The organism is Streptomyces sp. HUAS TT11, assembly GCF_051553595.1.
Lineage (GTDB): Bacteria > Actinomycetota > Actinomycetes > Streptomycetales > Streptomycetaceae > Streptomyces.
Genome location: NZ_CP196184.1, coordinates 2,811,713 through 2,834,141, shown reverse-complemented (window position 1 = coordinate 2,834,141; position 22,429 = coordinate 2,811,713). Strand labels below are relative to the sequence as shown.

The 22,429-nt window shown below is 71.1% G+C and carries 19 protein-coding genes; 14 read left to right on the top strand and 5 right to left on the bottom strand.

The features are described from left to right. Positions 1-185 precede the first annotated feature (185 nt). On the bottom strand, positions 186-590 hold the full coding sequence (locus ACSHXN_RS12640; RefSeq protein ID WP_355140777.1) for an STAS domain-containing protein: 405 nt from the start codon (positions 588-590) through the stop codon (positions 186-188). A gap of 392 nt (positions 591-982) precedes the next feature. Here ACSHXN_RS12640 and ACSHXN_RS12635 point away from each other — a divergent pair, with 392 nt between their 5' ends. After that, positions 983-1,777, top strand: a complete 795-nt coding sequence (locus ACSHXN_RS12635; RefSeq protein ID WP_355140776.1) for an IclR family transcriptional regulator — start codon at positions 983-985, stop codon at positions 1,775-1,777. Positions 1,778-1,989: 212 nt separating this feature from the next. Continuing rightward, entirely contained in the window at positions 1,990-2,751 is a 762-nt protein-coding gene (locus tag ACSHXN_RS12630) for an acyl-CoA thioesterase (RefSeq protein ID WP_438306453.1), read from the top strand. A gap of 53 nt (positions 2,752-2,804) precedes the next feature. Here the strand turns inward: ACSHXN_RS12630 and ACSHXN_RS12625 are convergent, their stop codons facing one another. Continuing rightward, entirely contained in the window at positions 2,805-3,818 is a 1,014-nt protein-coding gene (locus ACSHXN_RS12625) for a LacI family DNA-binding transcriptional regulator (protein ID WP_355140775.1), read from the bottom strand. Positions 3,819-4,356: 538 nt separating this feature from the next. Here ACSHXN_RS12625 and ACSHXN_RS12620 point away from each other — a divergent pair. From ACSHXN_RS12620 to ACSHXN_RS12585, 8 genes are all read left to right on the top strand, one after another. Then, positions 4,357-6,297 carry an acyl-CoA dehydrogenase family protein gene (locus ACSHXN_RS12620; protein WP_438303119.1) on the top strand — a complete coding sequence of 647 codons (1,941 nt, stop codon included), beginning with the start codon at positions 4,357-4,359 and terminating at the stop codon, positions 6,295-6,297. 327 nt (positions 6,298-6,624) lie between these two features. After that, positions 6,625-7,881: a 1-deoxy-D-xylulose-5-phosphate reductoisomerase gene (gene dxr, locus ACSHXN_RS12615; protein WP_355142496.1), complete on the top strand. Its 1,257-nt coding sequence runs from the start codon at positions 6,625-6,627 to the stop codon at positions 7,879-7,881. Beyond that, on the top strand, positions 7,878-9,182 hold the full coding sequence (locus tag ACSHXN_RS12610; RefSeq protein ID WP_355142494.1) for a M50 family metallopeptidase: 1,305 nt from the start codon (positions 7,878-7,880) through the stop codon (positions 9,180-9,182). Before dxr ends, ACSHXN_RS12610 begins: the two co-directional genes overlap by 4 nt. A gap of 168 nt (positions 9,183-9,350) precedes the next feature. Then, entirely contained in the window at positions 9,351-10,508 is a 1,158-nt protein-coding gene (gene ispG, locus ACSHXN_RS12605) for a flavodoxin-dependent (E)-4-hydroxy-3-methylbut-2-enyl-diphosphate synthase (protein WP_438303118.1), read from the top strand. A gap of 107 nt (positions 10,509-10,615) precedes the next feature. Next, positions 10,616-10,915, top strand: coding sequence for a hypothetical protein (locus ACSHXN_RS12600; protein ID WP_355141929.1), 300 nt, complete (start codon positions 10,616-10,618; stop codon positions 10,913-10,915). Between the two features lie 403 nt (positions 10,916-11,318). Then, positions 11,319-12,167, top strand: a complete 849-nt coding sequence (locus ACSHXN_RS12595; RefSeq protein ID WP_355141928.1) for a GNAT family N-acetyltransferase — start codon at positions 11,319-11,321, stop codon at positions 12,165-12,167. 132 nt (positions 12,168-12,299) lie between these two features. Further along, complete coding sequence (locus tag ACSHXN_RS12590) at positions 12,300-12,872, top strand: GNAT family N-acetyltransferase (RefSeq protein WP_355141927.1); 573 nt, start codon at positions 12,300-12,302, stop codon at positions 12,870-12,872. A gap of 70 nt (positions 12,873-12,942) precedes the next feature. Further along, positions 12,943-14,643: a proline--tRNA ligase gene (locus ACSHXN_RS12585; RefSeq protein WP_356114951.1), complete on the top strand. Its 1,701-nt coding sequence runs from the start codon at positions 12,943-12,945 to the stop codon at positions 14,641-14,643. A 147-nt stretch (positions 14,644-14,790) separates the two neighbouring features. Here ACSHXN_RS12585 and ACSHXN_RS12580 read toward each other — a convergent pair whose 3' ends face one another. The 3 genes from ACSHXN_RS12580 to ACSHXN_RS12570 are packed head-to-tail and all read right to left on the bottom strand — an operon-like array spanning position 14,791 to position 16,777. Continuing rightward, entirely contained in the window at positions 14,791-15,693 is a 903-nt protein-coding gene (locus ACSHXN_RS12580) for an aminoglycoside phosphotransferase family protein (RefSeq protein WP_438303115.1), read from the bottom strand. Positions 15,694-15,749: 56 nt separating this feature from the next. Continuing rightward, positions 15,750-16,238, bottom strand: coding sequence for a ferritin-like domain-containing protein (locus ACSHXN_RS12575; protein WP_438303113.1), 489 nt, complete (start codon positions 16,236-16,238; stop codon positions 15,750-15,752). Further along, on the bottom strand, positions 16,235-16,777 hold the full coding sequence (locus ACSHXN_RS12570; protein ID WP_355141921.1) for a hypothetical protein: 543 nt from the start codon (positions 16,775-16,777) through the stop codon (positions 16,235-16,237). The genes ACSHXN_RS12575 and ACSHXN_RS12570 overlap by 4 nt, the downstream gene beginning before the upstream one ends. Before the next feature lie 215 nt (positions 16,778-16,992). Here ACSHXN_RS12570 and rimP point away from each other — a divergent pair, with 215 nt between their 5' ends. The 4 genes from rimP (at position 16,993) to infB (ending at position 22,187) form a co-directional block, all read left to right on the top strand. Beyond that, positions 16,993-17,502 carry a ribosome maturation factor RimP gene (rimP, locus tag ACSHXN_RS12565; protein ID WP_355141919.1) on the top strand — a complete coding sequence of 170 codons (510 nt, stop codon included), beginning with the start codon at positions 16,993-16,995 and terminating at the stop codon, positions 17,500-17,502. Positions 17,503-17,504: 2 nt separating this feature from the next. After that, positions 17,505-18,500 carry a transcription termination factor NusA gene (gene nusA, locus ACSHXN_RS12560; RefSeq protein ID WP_355141917.1) on the top strand — a complete coding sequence of 332 codons (996 nt, stop codon included), beginning with the start codon at positions 17,505-17,507 and terminating at the stop codon, positions 18,498-18,500. 127 nt (positions 18,501-18,627) lie between these two features. Continuing rightward, positions 18,628-18,909, top strand: a complete 282-nt coding sequence (locus tag ACSHXN_RS12555) for a YlxR family protein (RefSeq protein ID WP_355141915.1) — start codon at positions 18,628-18,630, stop codon at positions 18,907-18,909. Between the two features lie 167 nt (positions 18,910-19,076). After that, a complete protein-coding gene (gene infB, locus ACSHXN_RS12550; RefSeq protein ID WP_355141913.1) occupies positions 19,077-22,187 on the top strand; it encodes a translation initiation factor IF-2 in 3,111 nt (1,036 codons plus the stop codon). Positions 22,188-22,429: the final 242 nt, after the last annotated feature.

Genomic DNA, 22,429 nt, shown 5'->3' with positions numbered 1-22,429 from the left:
TCCGTACGGTGCCTGGCGGCCCGTACGGCACGACCGTAAGGAGGACAAGTGCCCAAGAAGTGCCGCTCCCGTCGCGGCACAGGAGCACTCCTCGCGGTCCCGAGGGCCGTGGCGGATCCGGCAGAGGACTTACGGCCGTCGGCCTCGCCGGGCCGGCCGATCACCGACCGCACGGGACCCGTCGCTCATGCGCGATGCCGGGCCCCGGCCGGTCCTCTTCCATCGGGTCGGCCCGGTCCGGCGCCGCCCGCCGGTGCGAGGGCGTCCGAGAGGGTCCGGTGGGCAGGGATCGTCTCGGACAGACGGGTGATCCGCAGGAGATACCTGGTCAACCCGCGCGGGCACACCAGGTGCAGCCGGCCGTGGCACCGACGTGCGGCGTGGTGGGCGCGCACCAGCACCCGCAGGCCACTGGCGTCGCAGAAGGTGAGCCCGGACAGGTCCAGGACGATCCTGGCGGGACCATGGCTCGTGATGACGTCATGGAGGTGGCCGTCCAGCAGGCCGGCGGTCGCGATGTCCAGCTCACCCGTGATCTCGACGACCGGGCAGTCGTCCGTGCGACGGGTGGAAACCGTCAGACGCTCCATCGTGTTCACCTTTCGTGCCCGGCCACGCCGTGTGCCGGGCCGCTGTCCGGGGGCAGGGGCCGGTAGAGGAATTCGGTCACCCCGGACGGACCGGTCCCGGGCGAACAGGGAGGGAGACGCCATGGCGTCGGTCCCTTTTCCGAGGCGATGAATGAACTCTCGGCCGGGTGGCCCGCTCGTGTGGACCCACGTCCGTATTTCCGAACGACCCGTGCGAGATCACCTGGCGGATCCGGATATGCGGAATCCGGACCCCGGAGTGCGGCCCTGCGGCATTCCGGCTGCTCGGCGGGCGCGTGAGATGCTCAGAGGGAGAAAGCTGCGCACCGTTTCGCCGACCGCGATGCGGCGCGTCGGCCGGCCATCGCTGCCTGACACGAAGGAGTGCGGTGATGTCGACGCTCACGAAAGCCGGTCAATTGCTGGATCTCTTCACCGTCGGCGCGCCGGTGTGGGGAGTGAGCGAAGTGGCTGTCTCTCTGGGTATTCCGCGGTCCACCGCTCACTCGCTGCTGACCGGACTCACGGAGATCGGACTGCTGCAGGTTCGGCGTCGCGGCCGGTACGAACTGGGGTGGCGTGCATTCGAGCTCGGAGAGGTGCACCGCTCGTCCTCGGCCCTGATTCCCGCGGCGCACCCCGTCATGGACGATTTCGTCCGCCGACTCGGGGAGACCGTCTGTCTGGGCGTCTTCCTGCGTGGGTGCGTGCTGTTCATCGACAAGGTCGTGGGCGACGACCCCTTGTCGGTGCTGGGGCCGCGCGTGGGGGCCCGTTACGAGGCCCATGGCTTCGCGTCCGGCAGGCTGCTGCTCGCCGACCGGCCGGCCGCGGCGACGGAACGGCAACTGCGTGCGCGGCCTCTGCGCGAACCGGTCACGCGCGTGCCGGTCGACATCGACGCCCTGGTGCGGAGGTTGGGGGACATCCGACGCACCGGACTGTCCTTCGACCACGGCGAGACCGTCCAGGACGTCGGATGTGTCGCGGCGGGCGTACGAGGTCCCCAAGGGGAGGTCGTCGCCTCACTCAGCATCAGCGCCCCCCTGCGCCGTTTCACCCGGCGCGAATCCCAGCTCGTGGTCGCGGTGCGGGGAGCCGCCGCACAGGTCACCCAGCGCTTGCGGGCGTTGGAGCGGCCCGCGGGGTGGCGCGCACCGGTGGTGGCGTGTGTCCCGTCCGGGTGAGCGATGGAGCCGGCGACGCACCCGCCCGTCGAACCGCGGAGCCGACGACGCACCGGCCTGTTGTTCGACATCGAGCCGACAGCGGTTGGAATGTCCCGGCATGCCGCCTCTCGTGGGTTTGGAATGCAAACTCACTCAGTGAGGGGGCAGCGTGTCTGATGGAGCCCCGGACACCGTGAACACCCTGGACCCCCGAGCGCGGAACGGTCCGCATCGCCCCCTCGTGGCGGTCCTGGGACGGTGCCCAAGGCGGGTACGTGGCCGCCCTCGCCCTCGACGCCATGCGCGAGGAGCTGGACCGGCGGACCGGCGAAGCGGCTCCCGTCCGTACCCTGGGTGCGCACTTCCTGGCCCCCGTGGACGATCGCCCGCTCCGCCTCACGGCCCGAACCCTGCGCGAGGGCCGTCGCACATCGATGTCCACCCTCACCGCGATACAGGGCGGCGCCCCGGTGCTGGCGGGCTCGGCCGTGTTCGGGTGGGGAGGCCCAGGTCCGGCCCACTCCGATCTGTCCGCGCCGCCCGTGCCGGCCCCCGACGCATGTCCACCGCTGACCCTCCCGTGCGACCTGGCGGCCTTCGCCGCCCATCTGGAGATCCGACCGGCGAACGACGCCCGGCCGCTCGGCGGGGGCCCACGGGCCGAACTCCTCGCCTGGCTGCGCTTCACCGACCGCAGGCCGTTGGACGCGGGCACACCGGTCGTCCTCGCCGATGCGCTGCCGCCCGGCTTGTTCGCCCTGTGGACCGTCCCTCGCCCGGTGCCGACCGCGGAACTGACCGTTCACTTCACCGACGCCCTGGACGCGGCGCCGGTCGAGGGCTGGGCCCTGGTCCGGATCCGCACCGAGTACGCCGGCAGCGGGCGGGCCGTCGAGGACAGTGCCCTCTGGTCCACCACCGGTCAACTCCTCGCCCTGGCACGCCAGGCACGCGCCCTGCGCGACGGCTCCCGGGCCGCGCACGGCGACTGACCGGCCCCGGCGGTCGGTGTTTCGGGCGGGTGCGGCCGGCCGGAGGGGAGCCCTCAGGGCGCGGCCGGCGCGGGGCCCGTGCTCGCCCTGACCGTCAACTCGGGGGCGAGCAGCACCACTTCCTCCGTGCCGCGGCCGTCCAGCTTCGCCACGAGGAGTTCGACGGCTCGCCTGCCCATCTCCTGTGCGGGGATGGCGACCGACGTCAGCCGGACCGACGCCTGCACGGCGACCTGGTCCGGGCACACGGCGAGCACGGAGACGTCCTCGGGCACGGCCCGGCCCTGCTGGCGCAGCAGTGCGAGCAGGGGCTCGACCGCGGACTCGTTCTGCACCACGAACCCCGTGGTGGCGGGCCGTTCGTCGAAGATCCGGGCGAGTGTCAGGGCCATCGCGTCGTACCCGCCCTCGCAGGGGCGATGCAGCACCCGCAGCCCCAGCTCGCGGGAGCGGGACCTCAGACCGTCGAGCGTGCGCTCCGCGAAGCCCGTGTGCCGCTCGTAGACGGCCGGTGCCTCGCCGATGACGGCGATGTCGCGGTGTCCCAGCATCGCCAGGTGCTCGGCGCACAGCGCGCCCGTGGCCGCGAAGTCCAGGTCGACACAGGTCAGCCCCGAGGTGCTGGTGGGCAGCCCGATGAGCACCGACGGCTGGTCCGTTCCGCGCAGGAGCGGCAGCCGCTCGTCGTCGAGTTCCACGTCCATCAGGATCATCGCGTCGGCCAGACCGCTGCCGGTGACCCTGCGCACCGCGTCGGGGCCCTCCTCGCCGGTGAGCAGCAGGACGTCGTACCCGTGCATGCGCGCCGTGGTCGCCACGGCGATGGCGATCTCCATCATCACCGGCACGTACATGTCCGTACGCAGCGGGACCATCAGCGCGATGATGTTCGACCTGCTGCTGGCGAGGGCCCGGGCCCCGGCGTTGGGGTGGTAACCGAGTTCCCGGATGCTCTGCTCGACCCGCTGCCGGGTGGCCGCGGAGATGGTCCGCTTGCCGCTGAGGACGTAGCTCACCGTGCTCGCCGACACTCCGGCGTGCTGGGCGACCTCGGCGAGGGTGACCATCCAGCTCTCCAAGGGGACTGAAGCGCTTCGACGCGGCGCATGTGCGGAACGGAGGTGTGAGGGTTGCTCGACAGTAGCTTCACATGGGGGTGGTGTCCATAGTTTGTCGAAGCGCTTCGACTCGATTGTCCCGCGAGCGGCGAGCATCGCCCGGGCGTCCGGTGACCACCGAACGGACGTATGCGAGCGGCTTCTTGGCGGTCGTCGGGAAGGCGCCGCCGAGATGCTCGGAACGTACTACGTGGACCCCGGCCCGCGGGCGGCCGCCACGGTACCGGCAGGGCCGAAGCGGAGGTCGTCGTGCCACAGGGGCCGGCTTGACAGCAAGGCGCGGTCGGCGGAGATCGGTTGACGCGCAATCCCGGGTAGTCGGTTGCACGAAGACTGGTGACCTCGCCCCGAATCGGGTACGAACGATCCAGTAGCACCGATCAGTAACGTACGCCCGCAGGGTCGCCGTACGGCACTCTTGACCGCTGTACGGGAGCTTGATCGGCGTATGTCCACAATGATCCCTATTCGCGGCGAGGTGAGCCTCATGTCCGCACCAACAGCCCCCACTCCCAAGCCCACTGTCACCGAGCGTGAGGCGCGTCAGGTCGCCGAGGCCGCGCGCGAGCAGGACTGGCGCAAGCCCAGCTTCGCCAAGGAGCTGTTTCTCGGCCGCTTCCGGCTCGACCTCATCCACCCCCATCCGCTGCCCGCCGACGAGCACGTGCAGCGCGGTGAGGAGTTCCTCGCCAAGCTGCGCGACTTCTGCGAGACGCAGATCGACTCCGCGCGCATCGAGCGCGAGGCCCGGATCCCGGACGAGACGATCAACGGGCTCAAGGAACTCGGCGCCTTCGGCATGAAGATCGACACCAAGTACGGCGGTCTCGGCCTCACCCAGGTGTACTACAACAAGGCGCTCTCTCTGGCCGGCTCCGCGAGTCCCGCCGTCGGGGCGCTGCTGTCCGCGCATCAGTCGATCGGCGTACCGCAGCCCCTGAAAATCTTCGGCACGCAGGAGCAGAAGGACACCTTCCTGCCCCGCTGCGCCCGCACCGACATCTCCGCGTTCCTCCTCACCGAGCCTGACGTGGGCTCCGACCCCGCCCGCCTCGCCACCACGGCCGTCCCGGACGGGGACGACTACGTGATCGACGGCGTGAAGCTGTGGACCACCAACGGCGTGGTCGCCGACCTGCTCGTCGTCATGGCGCGCGTCCCCAAGTCCGACGGCCACGGCGGCGGCATCACGGCGTTCGTCGTCGAGGCGGCGTCGGAGGGCATCACGGTCGAGAACCGCAACGCCTTCATGGGCCTGCGCGGCCTCGAGAACGGCGTCACCCGCTTCCACCGCGTCCGTGTCCCCGCGGCCAACCGCATCGGCCCCGAGGGCGCGGGTCTGAAGATCGCGCTGACCACGCTGAACACCGGCCGGCTCTCGCTGCCCGCGATGTGCGTGGGTGCCGGCAAATGGTGTCTGAAGATCGCCCGCGAGTGGGCGGGAGCCCGCGAGCAGTGGGGCAAGCCGGTCGCACTGCACGAGGCGGTCGGTTCGAAGATCTCCTTCATCGCGGCGACGACCTTCGCCATCGAGGCGGTCGTGGACCTTTCCTCGCAGATGGCCGACGAGGACCGCAACGACATCCGCATCGAGGCCGCCCTCGCCAAGCTCTACGGTTCGGAGATGGCCTGGCTGATGGCCGACGAACTGGTCCAGATCCGCGGCGGCCGCGGCTTCGAGACCGCCGAGTCCCTCAAGGCGCGGGGCGAGCGGGCGGTGCCCGCCGAACAACTGCTGCGTGATCTGCGCATCAACCGCATCTTCGAGGGCTCCACGGAGATCATGCACCTGCTGATCGCCCGTGAGGCCGTGGACGCCCATCTGTCGGTGGCCGGCGACCTGATCGACCCCGACAAGTCCCTGGCCGACAAGGCGAAGGCGGGCGCGAACGCCGGCGTCTTCTACGCCAAGTGGCTGCCGAAGCTGGTCGCCGGACAGGGACAGGTCCCGGGCACGTACGGGGAGTTCCGCCAGGAGGTCGACCTCTCCCATCATCTGCGCTACGTCGAACGCAGCGCCCGCAAGCTCGCCCGTTCCACCTTCTACGCGATGTCCCGCTGGCAGGGCCGCATGGAGACCAAGCAGGGCTTCCTCGGCCGGATCGTGGACATCGGCGCCGAGCTGTTCGCGATGAGCGCGGCCTGTGTGCGAGCCGAGCATCTGCGCAGGTCCGGGCAGCACGGACGGGAGGCCTACCAGCTCGCCGACTCCTTCTGCCGGCAGTCCCGGATCCGCGTCGAGGAGTTGTTCGGCCGGCTGTGGAGCAACACGGACGATCTCGACCGCAAGGTGGTCAAGGGAGTCCTGACCGGTACCTACGAATGGCTGGAGGACGGGATTGTCGACCCGTCCGGGGACGGCCCGTGGATCGCGGACACGACTCCGGGCGCCAGCAGCCGGGAGAACGTGCACCGTCCGATTCGCTGACGGCCGGCCACCGCGTGCCCGGCGGACACCGATGCGACGGCCCCGGCGCCGGAGTACGGCGCGGCGAGGTCCCGGAGCCCGGCGGGCGCGGCGGCCGGCAGGTCGGCCGCCGCGCCCGCCGGGCGGTGCCGTTCCGCGTCGGCGGCGCCCTCTCCGCGTCCGCGGAGCCGCCCCGCGGCCGGGCGGATCGGATTCCCGGACATGACGGCACCTCCATGCTGTCCGGGGGCGGCACCGGCACGTCCGGACCGGTCCGCCGGGGAACCCTTCGGTGAGGAGTGGGGCACCCTGTCCCCCCGGGCGCCGTGCTACGGCCACAATGGAGGAATGAGCGACAGTCCAGCCCCTCTTGCCGACCCCCATCTCGTCTTCGATCCCGTGGACGGAGTGCGGGACGTCGTGATCCTCGGCTCCACCGGCTCGATCGGCACCCAGGCCGTCGACCTCGTGCTGCGCAACCCCGACCGGTTCAAGGTCACCGGGCTCTCCGCCAACGGCGGCCGGGTCGGACTGCTCGCCGAGCAGGCCCGCCGCCTGCGGGTGCGTACGGTCGCGGTGGCGCGCGAGGACGTCGTGCCGGCGCTGCGCGAGGCGCTCGCGGCGCAGTACGGGTCAGGAGAGCCCCTCCCCGAGATCCTCGCCGGACCCGACGCGGCCACCGCGCTCGCCGCCTCGGACTGCCACACCGTGCTGAACGGCATCACCGGTTCGATCGGCCTCGCGCCCACCCTCGCCGCCCTGGAGGCGGGCCGCACGCTCGCGCTCGCCAACAAGGAGTCGCTCATCGTCGGCGGCCCGCTGGTGAAGGCGCTGGCCAAGCCCGGTCAGATCATCCCGGTCGATTCCGAGCACGCCGCCCTCTTCCAGGCCCTCGCCTCCGGAACCCGCGCCGACGTGCGCAGACTCGTCGTCACCGCCTCCGGAGGGCCCTTCCGCGGCCGGACGCGGGACCAGCTGGCCGACGTGACGCCCGAGGACGCGCTCGCCCACCCCACCTGGGCGATGGGCCCGGTCATCACCATCAATTCCGCGACCCTGGTCAACAAGGGCCTCGAGGTGATCGAGGCCCATCTGCTGTACGACATTCCCTTCGATCGCATTGAGGTCGTCGTGCACCCGCAGTCGTATGTCCACTCGATGGTGGAGTTCACGGACGGATCGACTGTGGCGCAGGCGACGCCCCCCGACATGAGGGGGCCGATCGCCATCGGTATCGGCTGGCCCGAACGGGTGCCCGACGCGGCGCCCGCTTTCGACTGGAGCAAGGCCTCGACCTGGGAGTTCTTCCCGCTGGACAACGAGGCGTTCCCCTCGGTGGGACTCGCCCGGCATGTGGGACAGCTCGCGGGCACGGCCCCGGCGGTGTTCAATGCCGCCAATGAGGAGTGTGTCGACGCGTTCCTGAACGGCGCTCTGCCGTATCTCGGGATCATGGAGACGGTCATCCGGGTGGTGGAGGAGCATGGCACCCCTCGCTCGGGAACTTCCCTGACCGTCGCGGACGTCCTCGAAGCGGAGGCCTGGGCGCGTGCCCGGGCCAGGGAACTGACGGCCCAGACGGCAAGCGCGGAGGCTCGTGCATGACGACCTTGATGATGATCCTCGGCATAGTCGTCTTCGCAGTCGGACTTCTGGTCTCGATCGCCTGGCACGAGCTGGGGCATCTGTCGACGGCCAAGCTCTTCGGCATTCGCGTGCCGCAGTACATGGTCGGGTTCGGCCCGACGGTCTGGTCGCGCAAGAAGGGCGAGACCGAGTACGGCATCAAGGCGGTCCCGCTCGGCGGCTACATCCGCATGATCGGGATGTTCCCGCCGGGGCCGGACGGCCGGATCGAGGCCCGTTCCACCTCGCCGTGGCGGGGGATGATCGAGGACGCACGGGCGCAGTCCTTCGAGGAGCTGCAGCCCGGTGACGAGGACCGCCTCTTCTACACGCGCAAGCCGTGGAAGCGGGTCATCGTCATGTTCGCGGGCCCCTTCATGAACCTGATCCTCGCTGTGGCGGTCTTCCTCGGCGTGATGATGACGTTCGGCGTCCAGACCCAGACCACCACGGTCTCCAAGGTCTCCGACTGCGTCATCCAGCAGAGCGAGAACCGCACCAAGTGCGCGAAGGGCGACCCGGCCGCGCCCGCACAGGCCGCGGGGCTCCGGGCGGGCGACAAGATCGTCTCGTTCGGCGGGAAGCCGGTGGAGGACTGGTCCGTCCTCCAGTCCGACATCCGTGCCAACCCGGGCAAGGACGTCACGATCACCGTCGAGCGCAACGGGCGGACCGTCGACCTCCAGGCTCACCTGATCAAGAACCAGGTGAGCAAGACGGACGGCAACGGCGGTTATGTCGAGGGCAAGTACGTGTACGCCGGCTTCCTCGGCTTCACCCCCGCCAGCGGCATCGTCCAGCAGTCCTTCGGCCAGTCCGTGCAGCGCATGGGCGACATGATGGAGAACGGCGTCGAGTCGCTGCTGTCGCTGCCGGGCAAGATTCCCGCCCTGTGGGACGCGGCCTTCGGCAACGCCCCGCGCGAGCCGGACTCCCCGATGGGCGTGGTCGGCGCGGCCCGTGTGGGCGGCGAGGTGTTCACCCTGGACATCCCGCCGTCCCAGCAGATCGCCATGATGCTGCTGCTGGTCGCGGGCTTCAATCTGTCCCTGTTCCTGTTCAACATGCTTCCGCTGCTGCCGCTCGACGGCGGGCACATCGCGGGCGCCCTGTGGGAGTCGCTGCGGCGTGCCGTGGCCAGGGTGCTGCGCCGCCCCGACCCGGGTCCGTTCGATGTGGCGAAGCTGATGCCGGTTGCCTATGTGGTGGCCGGGATCTTTGTCTGCTTCACCCTGCTGGTGCTGATCGCGGACGTGGTTAACCCGGTGAAAATCTCCTAGTCACGCGGAGTTGGTGGCGGCCGGGGAGGCTTTTTCCCCGGCCGCCGCCCATTGGGTGGGTTTACGCACCGTGATGTGCTGGGGTCCGTACCCGTGCCGTAGGCTCAAAGCCTGGAGCCCGTCGTTCCGGGGCTGGACCTTGATCCATAACTTGGGGTTGCACAGCAGATGACTGCGATTTCACTCGGCATGCCGTCCGTTCCGCTCAAGCTCGCCGAGCGTCGGAAGAGCCGGCAGATCCAGGTCGGATCCGTGGCAGTGGGCGGAGACGCTCCGGTGTCGGTGCAGTCGATGACGACGACGCGTACGTCGGACATCGGTGCGACGTTGCAGCAGATCGCGGAGTTGACGGCGTCGGGTTGCCAGATCGTGCGGGTGGCGTGTCCGACGCAGGATGATGCGGATGCGTTGGCGACGATTGCGCGGAAGTCGCAGATCCCGGTGATTGCGGACATTCACTTCCAGCCGAAGTATGTGTTCGCGGCGATCGAGGCGGGTTGTGCTGCGGTGCGGGTGAATCCGGGCAATATCAAGCAGTTCGACGACAAGGTGCGGGAGATCGCGAAGGCGGCCAAGGATCATGGGACGCCGATTCGGATCGGGGTGAACGCGGGGTCGTTGGACCGGCGGTTGCTGCAGAAGTACGGCCGGGCGACGCCGGAGGCGCTGGTGGAGTCGGCGCTGTGGGAGGCGTCGTTGTTCGAGGAGCATGATTTCCGGGATATCAAGATCTCGGTGAAGCACAACGATCCGGTTGTGATGGTCGAGGCGTATCGGCAGCTTGCGGCGCAGTGTGAGTATCCGTTGCATCTGGGTGTGACGGAGGCGGGTCCGGCGTTCCAGGGCACGGTGAAGTCCGCGGTGGCGTTCGGTGCGCTGTTGTCGCAGGGCATCGGTGACACGATTCGTGTGTCGTTGTCGGCTCCTCCGGTGGAGGAGGTGAAGGTGGGCGCGCAGATTCTGGAGTCGTTGGGTCTTCGGGAGCGTGGTCTGGAGATCGTGTCGTGTCCGTCGTGCGGTCGTGCTCAGGTGGATGTGTACAAGTTGGCCGAGGAGGTCACGGCGGGGCTGGAGGGGATGGAGGTTCCGCTGCGGGTCGCGGTGATGGGCTGTGTGGTCAACGGTCCGGGTGAGGCGCGTGAGGCGGATCTGGGTGTCGCGTCCGGCAACGGCAAGGGTCAGATCTTTGTGAAGGGTGAGGTCATCAAGACGGTGCCCGAGTCGAAGATCGTGGAGACCCTGATCGAGGAGGCCATGAAGCTCGCCGAGCAGATGGAGAAGGACGGCGTCGCATCCGGCGAGCCGTCGGTCGCCGTGGCCGGCTGACCCCCTCCTGCCGCACGTCCCTTCCGCACGTCGTCCACGCCCCGTCACAGAGGTCTGTGACGGGGCGTCCGTGTTCCCTCGACAGCTCCCGCTTCCGGTGCGGCGGCATGCGACGCGGCGCCCGGAGCGACGACGGGTACGGCCGCACCACCCTCGCGCGGATGCACCGCGGCACCGCTTGCGTGCACATCACCGCGCAGCCCGGCACGGGCGACGAGGTCCGCATCCGTGACAACGGCAACCAGGACGTCCTCGCCGCGCGCACCGTCAAGGCGAGTGAACCCGGCGTCACGGACGGCGACTTCACCGCCCGCGGCGACAACAAGGGCGTCCTGCCCACGCGTTGCGCCCTCGACCTGGGCCGGGTGCGCAGGGCCTCCTTCCTCGGCACCGGCCGGCGCGAGTGATCCCCCGTGTACGAGCGGGAGACGTCCGGGCGGAAGGAGGACTCCGCGCGGATCAAGGAGTTCATCGTCTCCGTCGGTCACTGCAAGCACACGTGGCGTGAGGTGAAGTCCCGTGAGCCGGACGGCACCGGAGGGATCGGCTCGGTCGCCCTCGGCGACCGTCTGCGCACCCGGTGGGTACCCGAGGCCCGACGCCGCGACGATCCGGTCCGCGGTCGCCGTTCCGGCCTTCCCCCAGCGGTCGGGAATCGAGGAGCTCCAGGTCGGGTACGGCCACCCCGTGGGCCGCGGCCGACCCGGTGGCCCCTGCGTGCCGCCCACGGGCCGGGACACCGGGCGGCGCGGGGTCAGCTCGCCAGGTACAGTGCGGAGATCAGCAGACCCCAGGGTGAGGCTCCCGCACGTGTTGACGCAGACCACCACCAGGGTGCTCGAACCGAGTGACCTGGACGCCGCGCTCGCCGTTCTCGACCGCGAGCCGGTCACGAACGCCTTCGTGGCGTCCCGCGTCCAGGTCGCGGGCCTCGACCCCTGGCGCCTCGGCGGCGAGATGTGGGGCTGGTACGAGGACGGCATGCTGACGTCGCTGTGCTACGCGGGCGCCAACCTCGTCCCGATCTGCGCCGGCCCCCGCGCGGTACGGGCCTTCGCCGATCGCGCCCGGCGCGCGGGCCGCCGCTGCTCGTCCATCGTCGGTCCCGCCGAACCCACCGCCCGGCTGTGGCGGCTGCTCGAGCCCGGCTGGGGCCCGGCCCGCGAGATCCGTGCCCACCAACCCCTCATGGTCACCGACCGCATGCCCGCCGACATCGCTCCGGATCCCTACGTCCGCCGCATCCGCAAGGACGAGATGGAGACGATCATGCCCGCCTGCGTGGCGATGTTCACCGAGGAGGTCGGCGTCTCACCGCTGGCCGGCGACGGCGGACTGCTCTACCAGGCCCGCGTCGCCGAACTCGTGGGATCCGGCCGCTCGTTCGCCCGACTCGACGACAGCGGCAACGTCGTCTTCAAGGCGGAGATCGGCGCGGCCACCCCGCAGGCCTGCCAGATCCAGGGAGTCTGGGTCGCGCCCGAGTACCGCGGGCAGGGTCTCGCGGCCCCCGGCATGGCGGCGGTCCTGCGGTACGCGCTGGCGGATGTGGCCCCGATGGTGAGCCTGTACGTCAACGACTTCAACACCGCGGCGCGGCGGACCTATCTCAGGGTGGGCTTCCAGGAGGTCGGCGCGTTCATGAGCGTGCTGTTCTGAGGAACCGCGGCGCGGGCCCGGGGCAGTGGGACACCGCGGTCCGGTGGCACGGGCACCGCAGCAGGTCCCCGGGGCGACGGCGACCCTCGTCCCCGGCGCCGACCCGTGAAGCGCCCCGGTAGGCTCCCCGGCATGCTGCGCTTTCCCGGTCGCGGTCACCGCGAGCCCGACGAGGTCGTGATCGGCCCCCTGGACCTGTCCGCCCGCGTCGACGAGGCGCTCGCCGTGCAGGCCCTCGCATTCGGGCTCGGGGCCGACGAGATCGCCGTGCGCCGCCAGATCGTGCTGCGGCACATGGTCTATCCGGGGGCCCGTGCGTTCGGAGCCACCCTCGCCGACGGGCGCCTCGTCGGATTCGTCTACGGCATGCCCAACGACCGTACGCACTGGTGGTCCACGGTCGTCGAACCGTATCTGCGGGCCCAGGGCCACGACGCATGGCTCGACGACTCCTTCGTGATCACCGAACTGCACGTCCATCCGCGCTACCAGAACCGCGGCATCGGGCGAGCCCTGATCACCACCATCACCGCGGGCGCGACGCAGCCGCGCTCCATCCTCTCCGCGATCGACATCGACAGCCCGGCCCGCGGCCTGTACCGCTCCCTGGGTTACGAGGACCTCGCGCGGCGGGTGGCCTTCCCCAGCGCCCCCAAGCCGTACGCCGTGATGGGCGCACCGCTGCCGCTGCGCGCACGCCGATGAATTTCCGCCCGCACCGGCTGCCCGGCTAACCTCCTAGCCATCACCCTTACGCAGCAGGAGTCGAGAGATCATGGCGAACGCACCGGTCCAGCGCATGTCCCAGTTGTTGGCGAAGACGCTGCGCGACGACCCGGCGGACGCCGAGGTCCTCAGCCACAAGCTGCTGGTCCGCGCGGGCTACGTCCGCCGTACCGCTGCCGGGATCTGGACCTGGCTGCCGCTCGGCAAGAAGGTCCTCGCCAACGTGGAGCGGATCGTCCGCGAGGAGATGGACGCGATCGGCGCCCAGGAGGTGCTGCTACCCGCCCTGCTGCCCCGGGAACCCTACGAGGCGACCGGCCGGTGGGACGAGTACGGCGCGGAGCTGTTCCGCCTCAATGACCGCAAGGGCGGTGACTACCTCCTCGGCCCGACCCATGAGGAGATCTTCACGCTGCTCGTGAAGGACCAGGCGTCCTCGTACAAGGACCTGCCGGTGATCCTCTACCAGATCCAGACCAAGTTCCGGGACGAGGCCCGGCCCCGGGCAGGCATCCTGCGCGGCCGCGAGTTCCTGATGAAGGACTCCTACTCCTTCGACCTCGAGGACGAGGGCCTCGCCCAGTCGTACGCCCTGCACCGCCAGGCCTACCAGCGGATCTTCGAGCGCCTCGGTCTGGACTACCGGATCTGCGCCGCCACCGCCGGCGCGATGGGCGGTTCCAAGTCCGAGGAGTTCCTCGCCCCGGCCGAGGCGGGCGAGGACACCTTCGCCGACTGCCCGAACTGCGACTTCGCCGCGAACACCGAGGCGATCTCCTACCCGCTGACGCCGGAGGACCCCTCCGGGACGCCCGCGCTCGAGGAGATCCCCACCCCCGACACCCCGACCATCGAGACACTCGCCGCCTCCCTCGGCGTCCCGGCGTCCGCCACCCTGAAGAACCTTCTCGTCAAGGTCGACGGCGAGATCGTTGCCGTTGGTGTCCCCGGCGACCGCGAGGTCGACATGGGCAAGGTCGAGGCGCACTTCGCCCCCGCCGCGGTCGAGCTGGTCACCGCCGATGACTTCGTCGGACGCCCCGACCTGGTGCGCGGTTATGTCGGCCCGCAGGGCCTGGAGAAGGTCACGTACATCGCCGACCCGCGTGTGGCCCCCGGCACCTCCTGGATCACCGGTGCCAACAAGGAGGGCATGCACGCGAAGAACGTGGTCGCCGGCCGCGACTTCGAGGTCGAGGCGTACGTCGACGTCGTCGTGGTGCAGGAGGGCGACCCCTGCCCGCGCTGCGGCACCGGCCTCAAGCTGGACCGCGCCATCGAGATCGGCCACATCTTCCAGCTGGGCCGCAAGTACGCCGACGCCCTCAAGCTCGACGTCCTCGGCCAGAACGGCAAGCCGGTCCGGGTGACCATGGGCTCCTACGGCGTCGGCGTGTCCCGCGCGGTGGCCGCACTCGCCGAGCAGACCGCCGACCAGCAGGGCCTGTGCTGGCCCAAGGAGGTCGCCCCGGCCGATGTGCACGTGGTGGCGGCCGGCAAGGCCCTGCAGACCGAGCTGGCCCTCGACGTGTCCCAGCGGCTGGCCGCGGCCGGCGTGCGTGTGCTCGTCGACGACCGGGCCGGTGTCTCCCCGGGCGTGAAGTTCACGGACGCCGAGCTGATCGGAGTGCCGCAGATCCTGGTGGCGGGCCGCCGCTCCGCCGAGGGCGTCCTGGAGCTGAAGGACCGCAGGACGGGCGAGCGCGAGGAGCTGACGGTGGACGAGGCGATCGCCCGCCTCACGGCCTGACCGGCCGACGCCCGTCGACGGGGCCGCCGCTGCGGGCGGCCCGTCACAGGTCGTGCCGTCCCGTCCGCCGGGTCGGCAGCACATCGCGGCAGAGGCCGCCGGCCACGGGCCGGCGGCCTTCGGCCGTCCGCCGGCCCGACGGGCCCGTCACAGCCAGCCCGCGAACTCCAGCAGCAGTTCCGCATCCTGCGGCCGGCCGACCCGCTGGGCCCGCACCCCGGACTCGACCGCCCTGAACAGCGTCCAGCCGCGCAGCCGCTCCTGGTCGAGGTCGAGCGACTCCGCGAGCCGTTTCACCCGGCGCCGCGTGATCGACGCGCCGGAGGGCGAGGCGATGAGGTCCTCCACCCGGTCGCGCACCAGCCGCGCCAGGTCGAAGGCACACTCTCCGACCAACGGGTCCGGGCCCACGGCCAGCCACGGCATCCGCTCCGCGGCGAGCACCTTGCTCTGCCGGAAGGTGCCGTGCAGCAGCCGCTCCTCGGGCGGATCGGCGAGCAGCTCCTCACGGGCCGCCAGCGCCGCGTCCACCAGGGGCGCCACATCGGGGTCGGCCCCGGCGCCAGCCCGCATCGCCTCGGCCTGCCGTCCCGTCCGCCCGGCCACCGTCTCGAAGGAGTGACCGGGGGAGGGCTCCACCCACAGTCGCCGCAGCGTGCCGGCCGCCTCCAGCAGTGCCTTCGCCTCCGGCAGTGAGCGCACGGACATCTCGGGGTGCAGCCGCTCCAGCAGCAGCACGCCGTGTTCGGGGTCGGCGTCCAGGAGCCGTACCGCTCCGAACCCGTCCCACCGGGCCAGCGCGGCGCACTCGCTCTCGGGGCGTGCCCGCGGCGGCGCCAGCTTCAGCACCGCGGGTGTTCCGCCGGGCTGCCGCACCAGTACGACCAGGCTGCTGCGGCCGCCCGGCGCCTGTACCCGCTCCACGGTCAACTCGCGTAGATCGACGGCCTGTCGGGCGAGCCCCGGAAGCTTGTCGAGCCACTCGGCGCCTCCGTCCCGCTGCGTCTCGCCGAGCGCCCGAAGAAGGCGTTGCGGCGGTTCGAAAGCCATGCGCGAGTTGTTCCCTTCCAGGTCGGCTTCGCACGCGTGCGGTGTGCGCGTACTCCTCACGTCCGCGGTGTCGTCGCCGACGCGGACGGGGTGGCCGCGGCCCGCTCGGCGAGACCAGGGAAGGCTACGCTCTCGCCGCTCCAGCGCACCGCACGCACCGCCGCCTCGCGCAGCGCACCGGCGGCGGAGCCGCGCCTCGAGCCCGTCGCCGCCCGCACGAGGTCGGAGTACACCCCGGCCAGCCGCTCCTCCAGCTCGGCGGCGAGCCGCACGGCGGCGGCGGAGTCCGTGACCGGGAAGGGCAGTGCGTACCCGGCCGCGGCGGGGTCCGGCGTGCCGCCCAGGTCCCGCACGGCCCGGGCCAGTTCGTCGCGTCGGGCGCGATGGGCGTCGTAGGCCGCCCGTGCATCCTCGCGCCTGGCCTGCTCGATCCGCCCTCCGACGACGCCGTAGCCGTAGACCGCGGCGTGCTCGGCGCGCAGTGCCGCCTGCAGCGCCGTGAGCTCGGCGGTCCCGGGTCCCGGGGTGCCGGTGGTCGTGCTCACTTCGCGCCTTCCGTCAGCAGGTACGCGTGCGCGGCGCCGGCCGCGGCCACCGAGGCCATCAGCCGTGCGAGCTCGCCGGGGACGTCCAGCAGCGCCCTGGCGCGCCGGTCGGCCAGGGTGCGCTCGGCGGAGGCCAGCTCCTTGAGCGCCGACTTGGGGTCACCGGGCACGGGGGAGGCACTGGGGGCGGTGGGCGCCGAGGCCGATGAGGAGGCCGATGCCGAGGACGACACGGACGGGGACGCCGAGGCGACGGCACCGTCGCGGAACGCCTGTGCGTGCCGGACGACCTCCACGCGCAGCGGCCGCAGTTGCGTCGCGAGCGCCGGATGGGCCCCGAGCACGGCCGCGTACCGGTCGGCCAGCGCCTCGCTGTCGCCGGCCGCACGTGCGCGGGCCCGGTCGGCGGCCGAGAGACTGCCGCCCGCGGTGGCGGAGTCGGGGGTGCCGGAACAGCCCGCGAGCAGCGCGGCGCCCGCTGCCGAGGCGAGCAGGCTCCGTCTGCGCAGGGCGGTGCGCGGGTGCGGGGGGAACGGCACGGCAGACGTCCTCGAATGGCCGGAGACGAAGGGATGGGCGACTCGCCCGTGATCACCGTACCGGTGCCCCGCCCCGGCATTCGCCACCGGCTCGGCCGATCGCGCCCGAGCCGGCGGTCGGCCCAGGTGGACGGCAACACCGCCCGGGACCGGATACCCTTTGACCTGACACGCGACCATCCCACAACAGCACACGCGGCCGAGGAGTCACCCGGATGAGCACGACCCAGAGCGAGAGGCTGCGAGAACTGCTCGAACCGCTCGTCAACTCCCAGGGACTCGATCTCGAAGAGATCGCCGTGGACTCCGTCGGGCGCAAGCGTGTACTGCGGGTCGTCGTCGACTCCGACACCGGTGCCGATCTGGACCGGGTCGCCGATGTGAGCCGTGCGCTCTCGGCGAAGCTCGACGAGACGGACGCGATGGGTGAGGGCACCTACGACCTCGAGGTCGGAACGCCGGGCGCGGAGCGCCTCCTGAAGGAACACCGGCACTACGTACGGGCCATCGACCGGATGGTGAAGTTCCAGCTGGCCGAGGGCGGCGAGCTGATCGCCAGAATCCTGGAGGTCGACGACGAGGGCCTCGACCTCGAAGTGCCGGGTGTGAAGGGCCGCAAGGCCACGAGCCGCAGGCTCGCGTTCCCGGAGATCACCAGGGCGCGCGTCCAGGTCGAGTTCGCCCGCAAGGACAAGAAGGACATGAAGGAAGAGGAGGAGGCGTAGCCGTGGACATCGACATGAGTGCCCTGAGGGGCTTGGTTCGGGAGAAGGAGATCTCCTTCGACCTGCTGGTCGAGGCGATCGAGGCGGCCCTCCTCATCGCCTACCACCGCACCGAGGGAAGCCGCCGTCACGCGCGCGTGGAGCTCAACCGGGAGACCGGCCATGTGACCGTGTGGGCGAAGGAGGACCCCGAGGACCTGGACGAGGGGCAGGAGGCGCGCGAGTTCGACGACACCCCGTCGGGGTTCGGCCGCATCGCCGCCACCACGGCCAAGCAGGTCATTCTGCAGCGCCTGCGCGACGCCGAGGACGATGCGACGCTCGGTGAGTACGCGGGCCGTGAGGGCGACATCGTCACCGGCGTGGTCCAGCAGGGCCGCGACCCGAAGAACGTGCTCGTCGACATCGGCAAGCTGGAGGCCATCCTGCCGGTGCAGGAGCAGGCGCCGGGCGAGACGTACGAACACGGGAAGCGGATCCGTTCCTATGTCGTCCGGGTGGCGAAGGGTGTGCGCGGTCCGTCCGTGACCCTCTCCCGGACCCACCCCAATCTGGTGAAAAAGCTGTTCGCGCTGGAGGTTCCGGAGATCGCCGACGGTTCCGTCGAGATCGCCGCGATCGCCCGTGAGGCCGGCCACCGTACGAAGATCGCCGTGAGGTCCACCCGATCGGGCCTGAACGCCAAGGGCGCCTGCATCGGACCGATGGGCGGCCGGGTGCGCAACGTCATGGGCGAGCTGAACGGCGAGAAGATCGACATCGTCGACTGGTCGGACGACCCTGCCGAGATGGTGGCGAACGCCCTCTCGCCGGCCCGTGTCTCCAAGGTCGAGGTGGTCGACCTCGCGGCCCGTTCGGCACGTGTGACGGTCCCCGACTACCAGCTGTCGCTGGCGATCGGCAAGGAAGGGCAGAACGCCCGGCTTGCGGCCCGGCTCACCGGCTGGCGGATCGACATCCGCCCCGACACCGAGCAGCCGGACGAGCGGCACGACTGAGCCATCCGACCTCGGCAGGGGACGCGTCCAGGCCGTGGGTCGCCGAGATCACGACAGTTTTATGCGCGGCAAGTGTTCGATTCTTGCCCCAAAGGGGTGAGGTCGCCGCGGGGAGGTAGACTTATCCGTGTCTGGCCGGACGCATGCCCGCGCATGCCCTGAGCGCACCTGTGTGGGGTGCCGGGAGCGAGCGGCCAAGATCGAACTGTTGCGCACCGTGGTGGTCGAGGGTGATTGCGTCCCCGATCCTCGCGGTACGCTGCCCGGCCGGGGTGCGTATATGCACCCCGTGTCGGCCTGTCTCGACCTGGCGGTCCGCCGTCGGGCGTTTCCACGGGCGCTGCGCGTCCCGGGCCCGCTCGACACAAAGGCGTTGCGCCAATACGTGGAGCAGGCAGAAAGTTGCTGAGCAGGCAGACAGCACCGAAAGACATGCCGTGCGGAAACCTCCGTGCGGCCTGGTACCTCGCGAGTCGAAAGCAGGTCGAGATTGCGATGAGCACTCGATGAGTACGCGATGAGTACGCCCATGAACTAGCGACGGTCCGGCCGCAACCCGGACCTCAAAGGAGCGAAGTGGCTAAGGTCCGGGTCTACGAACTCGCCAAGGAGTTCGGTGTGGAGAGCAAGGTCGTCATGGCCAAGCTCCAGGAACTCGGTGAATTCGTCCGTTCGGCGTCTTCCACGATCGAAGCGCCCGTAGTACGCAAGCTGACCGACGCCCTGCAGCAGGGCAACGGCGGTGGCGGGAAGCCCGCCGCCGCGCGCAAGGCCGCACCGGGCAAGCCGGGCGCGCCCTCCCCGGCGCAGGCCGCACGTCCGGCTGCCCCGCGTCCGGCGGCACCCAAGCCCCCGGCCGCCGAGCGGCCCGCGGCCCCGGCCCCGGGTCCGCGCCCCACCCCGGCTCCGAAGCCCGCGCCGAGGCCCGCCGCGGCGGCTCCGGCAGCTTCGGCTGCCCCGGCTTCCCCGGCAGCTCCGGCCCCGGGTGCGCCCGAGTTCACGGCGCCGCCGGCGGCTCCTGCCGCCTCGGCCCCGCGTTCGGGTGCCCGTCCCGGTCCCGGCGGCCCGAAGCCCGGCGCCCGTCCGGCCGCGCCCGGCCAGGGCCAGGGCCAGGGAGACCGGCCCGCTCGTTCCGGTGGCCCGCGTCCGGGCGCTCCCGGCGCACGTCCCGGTGGGCGTCAGGCCGGTCCCCGTCCCGGTAACAACCCCTTCACATCCGGTGGCTCCACCGGCATGGCGCGCCCGCAGGCGCCCAGGCCGGGCGGTGCCCCGCGTCCCGGCGGTCCCGGTGCCCCCGGTGCCCCGCGTCCGCAGGGTGCGGGCCAGGGCGGTCCCCGTCCGCAGGGTGCGAGCGGTGGTCCGCGTCCCCAGGCTCCGGGCGGTTCCCGTCCGACCCCGGGCGGCATGCCCCGCCCGCAGGGTGGCGGTCCGCGTCCCGGCGGCGGCCCCGCCGGACCGCGTCCGAACCCCGGCATGATGCCGCAGCGTCCCGCTGCCGGTCCGCGTCCCGGCCCCGGCGGCCGTGGCCCGGCCGGTGCCGGTCGTCCCGGCGGCGGCCGTCCCGGCGGTGCCGGTGGCGGTTTCGCCGGTCGTCCCGGCGGCGGTGGCGGCGGTGCCGGTCGTCCCGGTGGCGGTGGCGGCGGTTTCGCCGGTCGTCCCGGTGGCGGCGGTCCCGGTGGCGGCGGTGGCGGCTTCGGCGGTGGCGGCGGTGGCCGTCCCGGCTTCGGCGGTCGTCCCGGTGGTCCCGGCGGCCGTGGTGGCACGCAGGGTGCGTTCGGCCGTCCCGGCGGTCCGGCGCGTCGTGGCCGCAAGTCGAAGCGGCAGCGCCGTCAGGAGTACGAGGCCATGCAGGCCCCGTCGGTCGGCGGTGTGATGCTGCCTCGCGGCAACGGCGAGAGCATTCGCCTGTCGCGCGGTGCGTCGCTCACCGACTTCGCGGAGAAGATCAACGCCAACCCGGCGTCCCTCGTCGCGGTCATGATGAACCTGGGCGAGATGGTCACGGCCACGCAGTCCGTCTCCGACGAGACGCTGCACCTCCTCGCCGGCGAGATGAACTACACGGTTCAGATCGTCAGCCCCGAGGAGGAGGACCGCGAGCTGCTCGAGTCCTTCGACCTGGAGTTCGGCGAGGACGAGGGCGACGAGGAGGACCTGGTGGTCCGCCCGCCGGTCGTCACCGTCATGGGTCACGTCGACCACGGTAAGACCCGTCTGCTCGACGCCATCCGCAAGACGAACGTCATCGCGGGCGAGGCCGGTGGCATCACCCAGCACATCGGTGCCTACCAGGTCGCGACCGAGGTCAACGGCGAGGACCGGGCCATCACCTTCATCGACACCCCGGGTCACGAGGCGTTCACCGCCATGCGTGCCCGTGGTGCGAAGTCGACCGACATCGCGATCCTCGTGGTCGCGGCCAACGACGGTGTGATGCCGCAGACGGTCGAGGCCCTGAACCACGCCAAGGCGGCCGAGGTGCCGATCGTGGTCGCGGTCAACAAGATCGACGTCGAGGGCGCGGACCCGACCAAGGTGCGCGGTCAGCTGACCGAGTACGGCCTCGTGGCCGAGGAGTACGGCGGCGACACGATGTTCGTCGACATCTCCGCCAAGCAGGGTCTGCACATCGACAGCCTCCTGGAGGCGGTCGTGCTGACCGCCGACGCGGCGCTGGACCTTCGGGCCAACCCGAACCAGGACGCGCAGGGCATCTCGATCGAGTCCCGTCTCGACCGCGGCCGCGGTGCCGTGGCGACGGTTCTCGTCCAGCGAGGCACGCTGCGGGTCGGCGACACGATGGTGGTCGGCGACGCGTACGGCCGCGTCCGGGCGATGCTCGACGACAACGGCAACAACGTGGCCGAGGCCGGCCCGTCGACGCCGGTGCAGGTCCTGGGTCTGACCAACGTCCCGGGTGCCGGCGACAACTTCATCGTGGTCGAGGAGGACCGTACGGCCCGCCAGATCGCGGAGAAGCGTGCCGCCCGCGAGCGGAACGCGGCGTTCGCCAAGCGCACGCGCCGTGTGTCGCTCGAGGACCTGGACAAGGTGCTGAAGGCCGGCGAGGTCCAGCAGCTGAACCTGATCATCAAGGGTGACGCTTCCGGTTCCGTCGAGGCACTCGAGTCCTCCCTGCTCCAGCTGGACGTCGGCGAAGAGGTCGACATCCGCGTCCTGCACCGCGGTGTCGGTGCGGTCACGGAGTCGGACGTCGACCTGGCGATGGGCTCCGACGCCATCGTGATCGGCTTCAACGTCCGCGCGGCAGGCCGCGCGGCGCAGATGGCCGAGCGCGAGGGTGTGGACGTCCGGTACTACTCGGTCATCTACCAGGCGATCGAAGAGATCGAGGCGGCCCTGAAGGGCATGCTGAAGCCGGAGTTCGAGGAGGTCGAGCTCGGTACGGCGGAGATCCGCGAGGTCTTCAAGTCGTCCAAGCTGGGCAACATCGCGGGTGTTCTCATCCGCTCCGGCGAGGTCAAGCGGAACACCAAGGCCCGCCTCGTCCGCGACGGCAAGGTGGTCGCGGAGAACCTCACCATCGAAGGTCTGCGTCGCTTCAAGGACGACGTCACCGAGATCCGCGAAGGCTTCGAGGGCGGTATCAACCTCGGAAACTTCAACGACATCAAGGTCGACGACACCATCGCGACGTACGAGATGCGGGAGAAGCCGCGGGTGTAACAGCCTCCGGTTCGCGCCGGCCGACGGGACGTGTTCCGTCGGTCGGCGCGCCGTGTGGGGGGCCTGTCGCTCCCCGCACAACCGCCCGGACCCCGGCGGTCCGTCCTGGAGCGAGGACGGGCCGGGTCGCGGCCGGGCGGGCCGGGCGCTGTCCGGCGAAAACTCCGTCGAGCCGCTCCGGTGTTCGTTGTACGGTTTTCGTGTCCCTGCCCATACCGATGGCGGGGCCATCGATCCCGTAC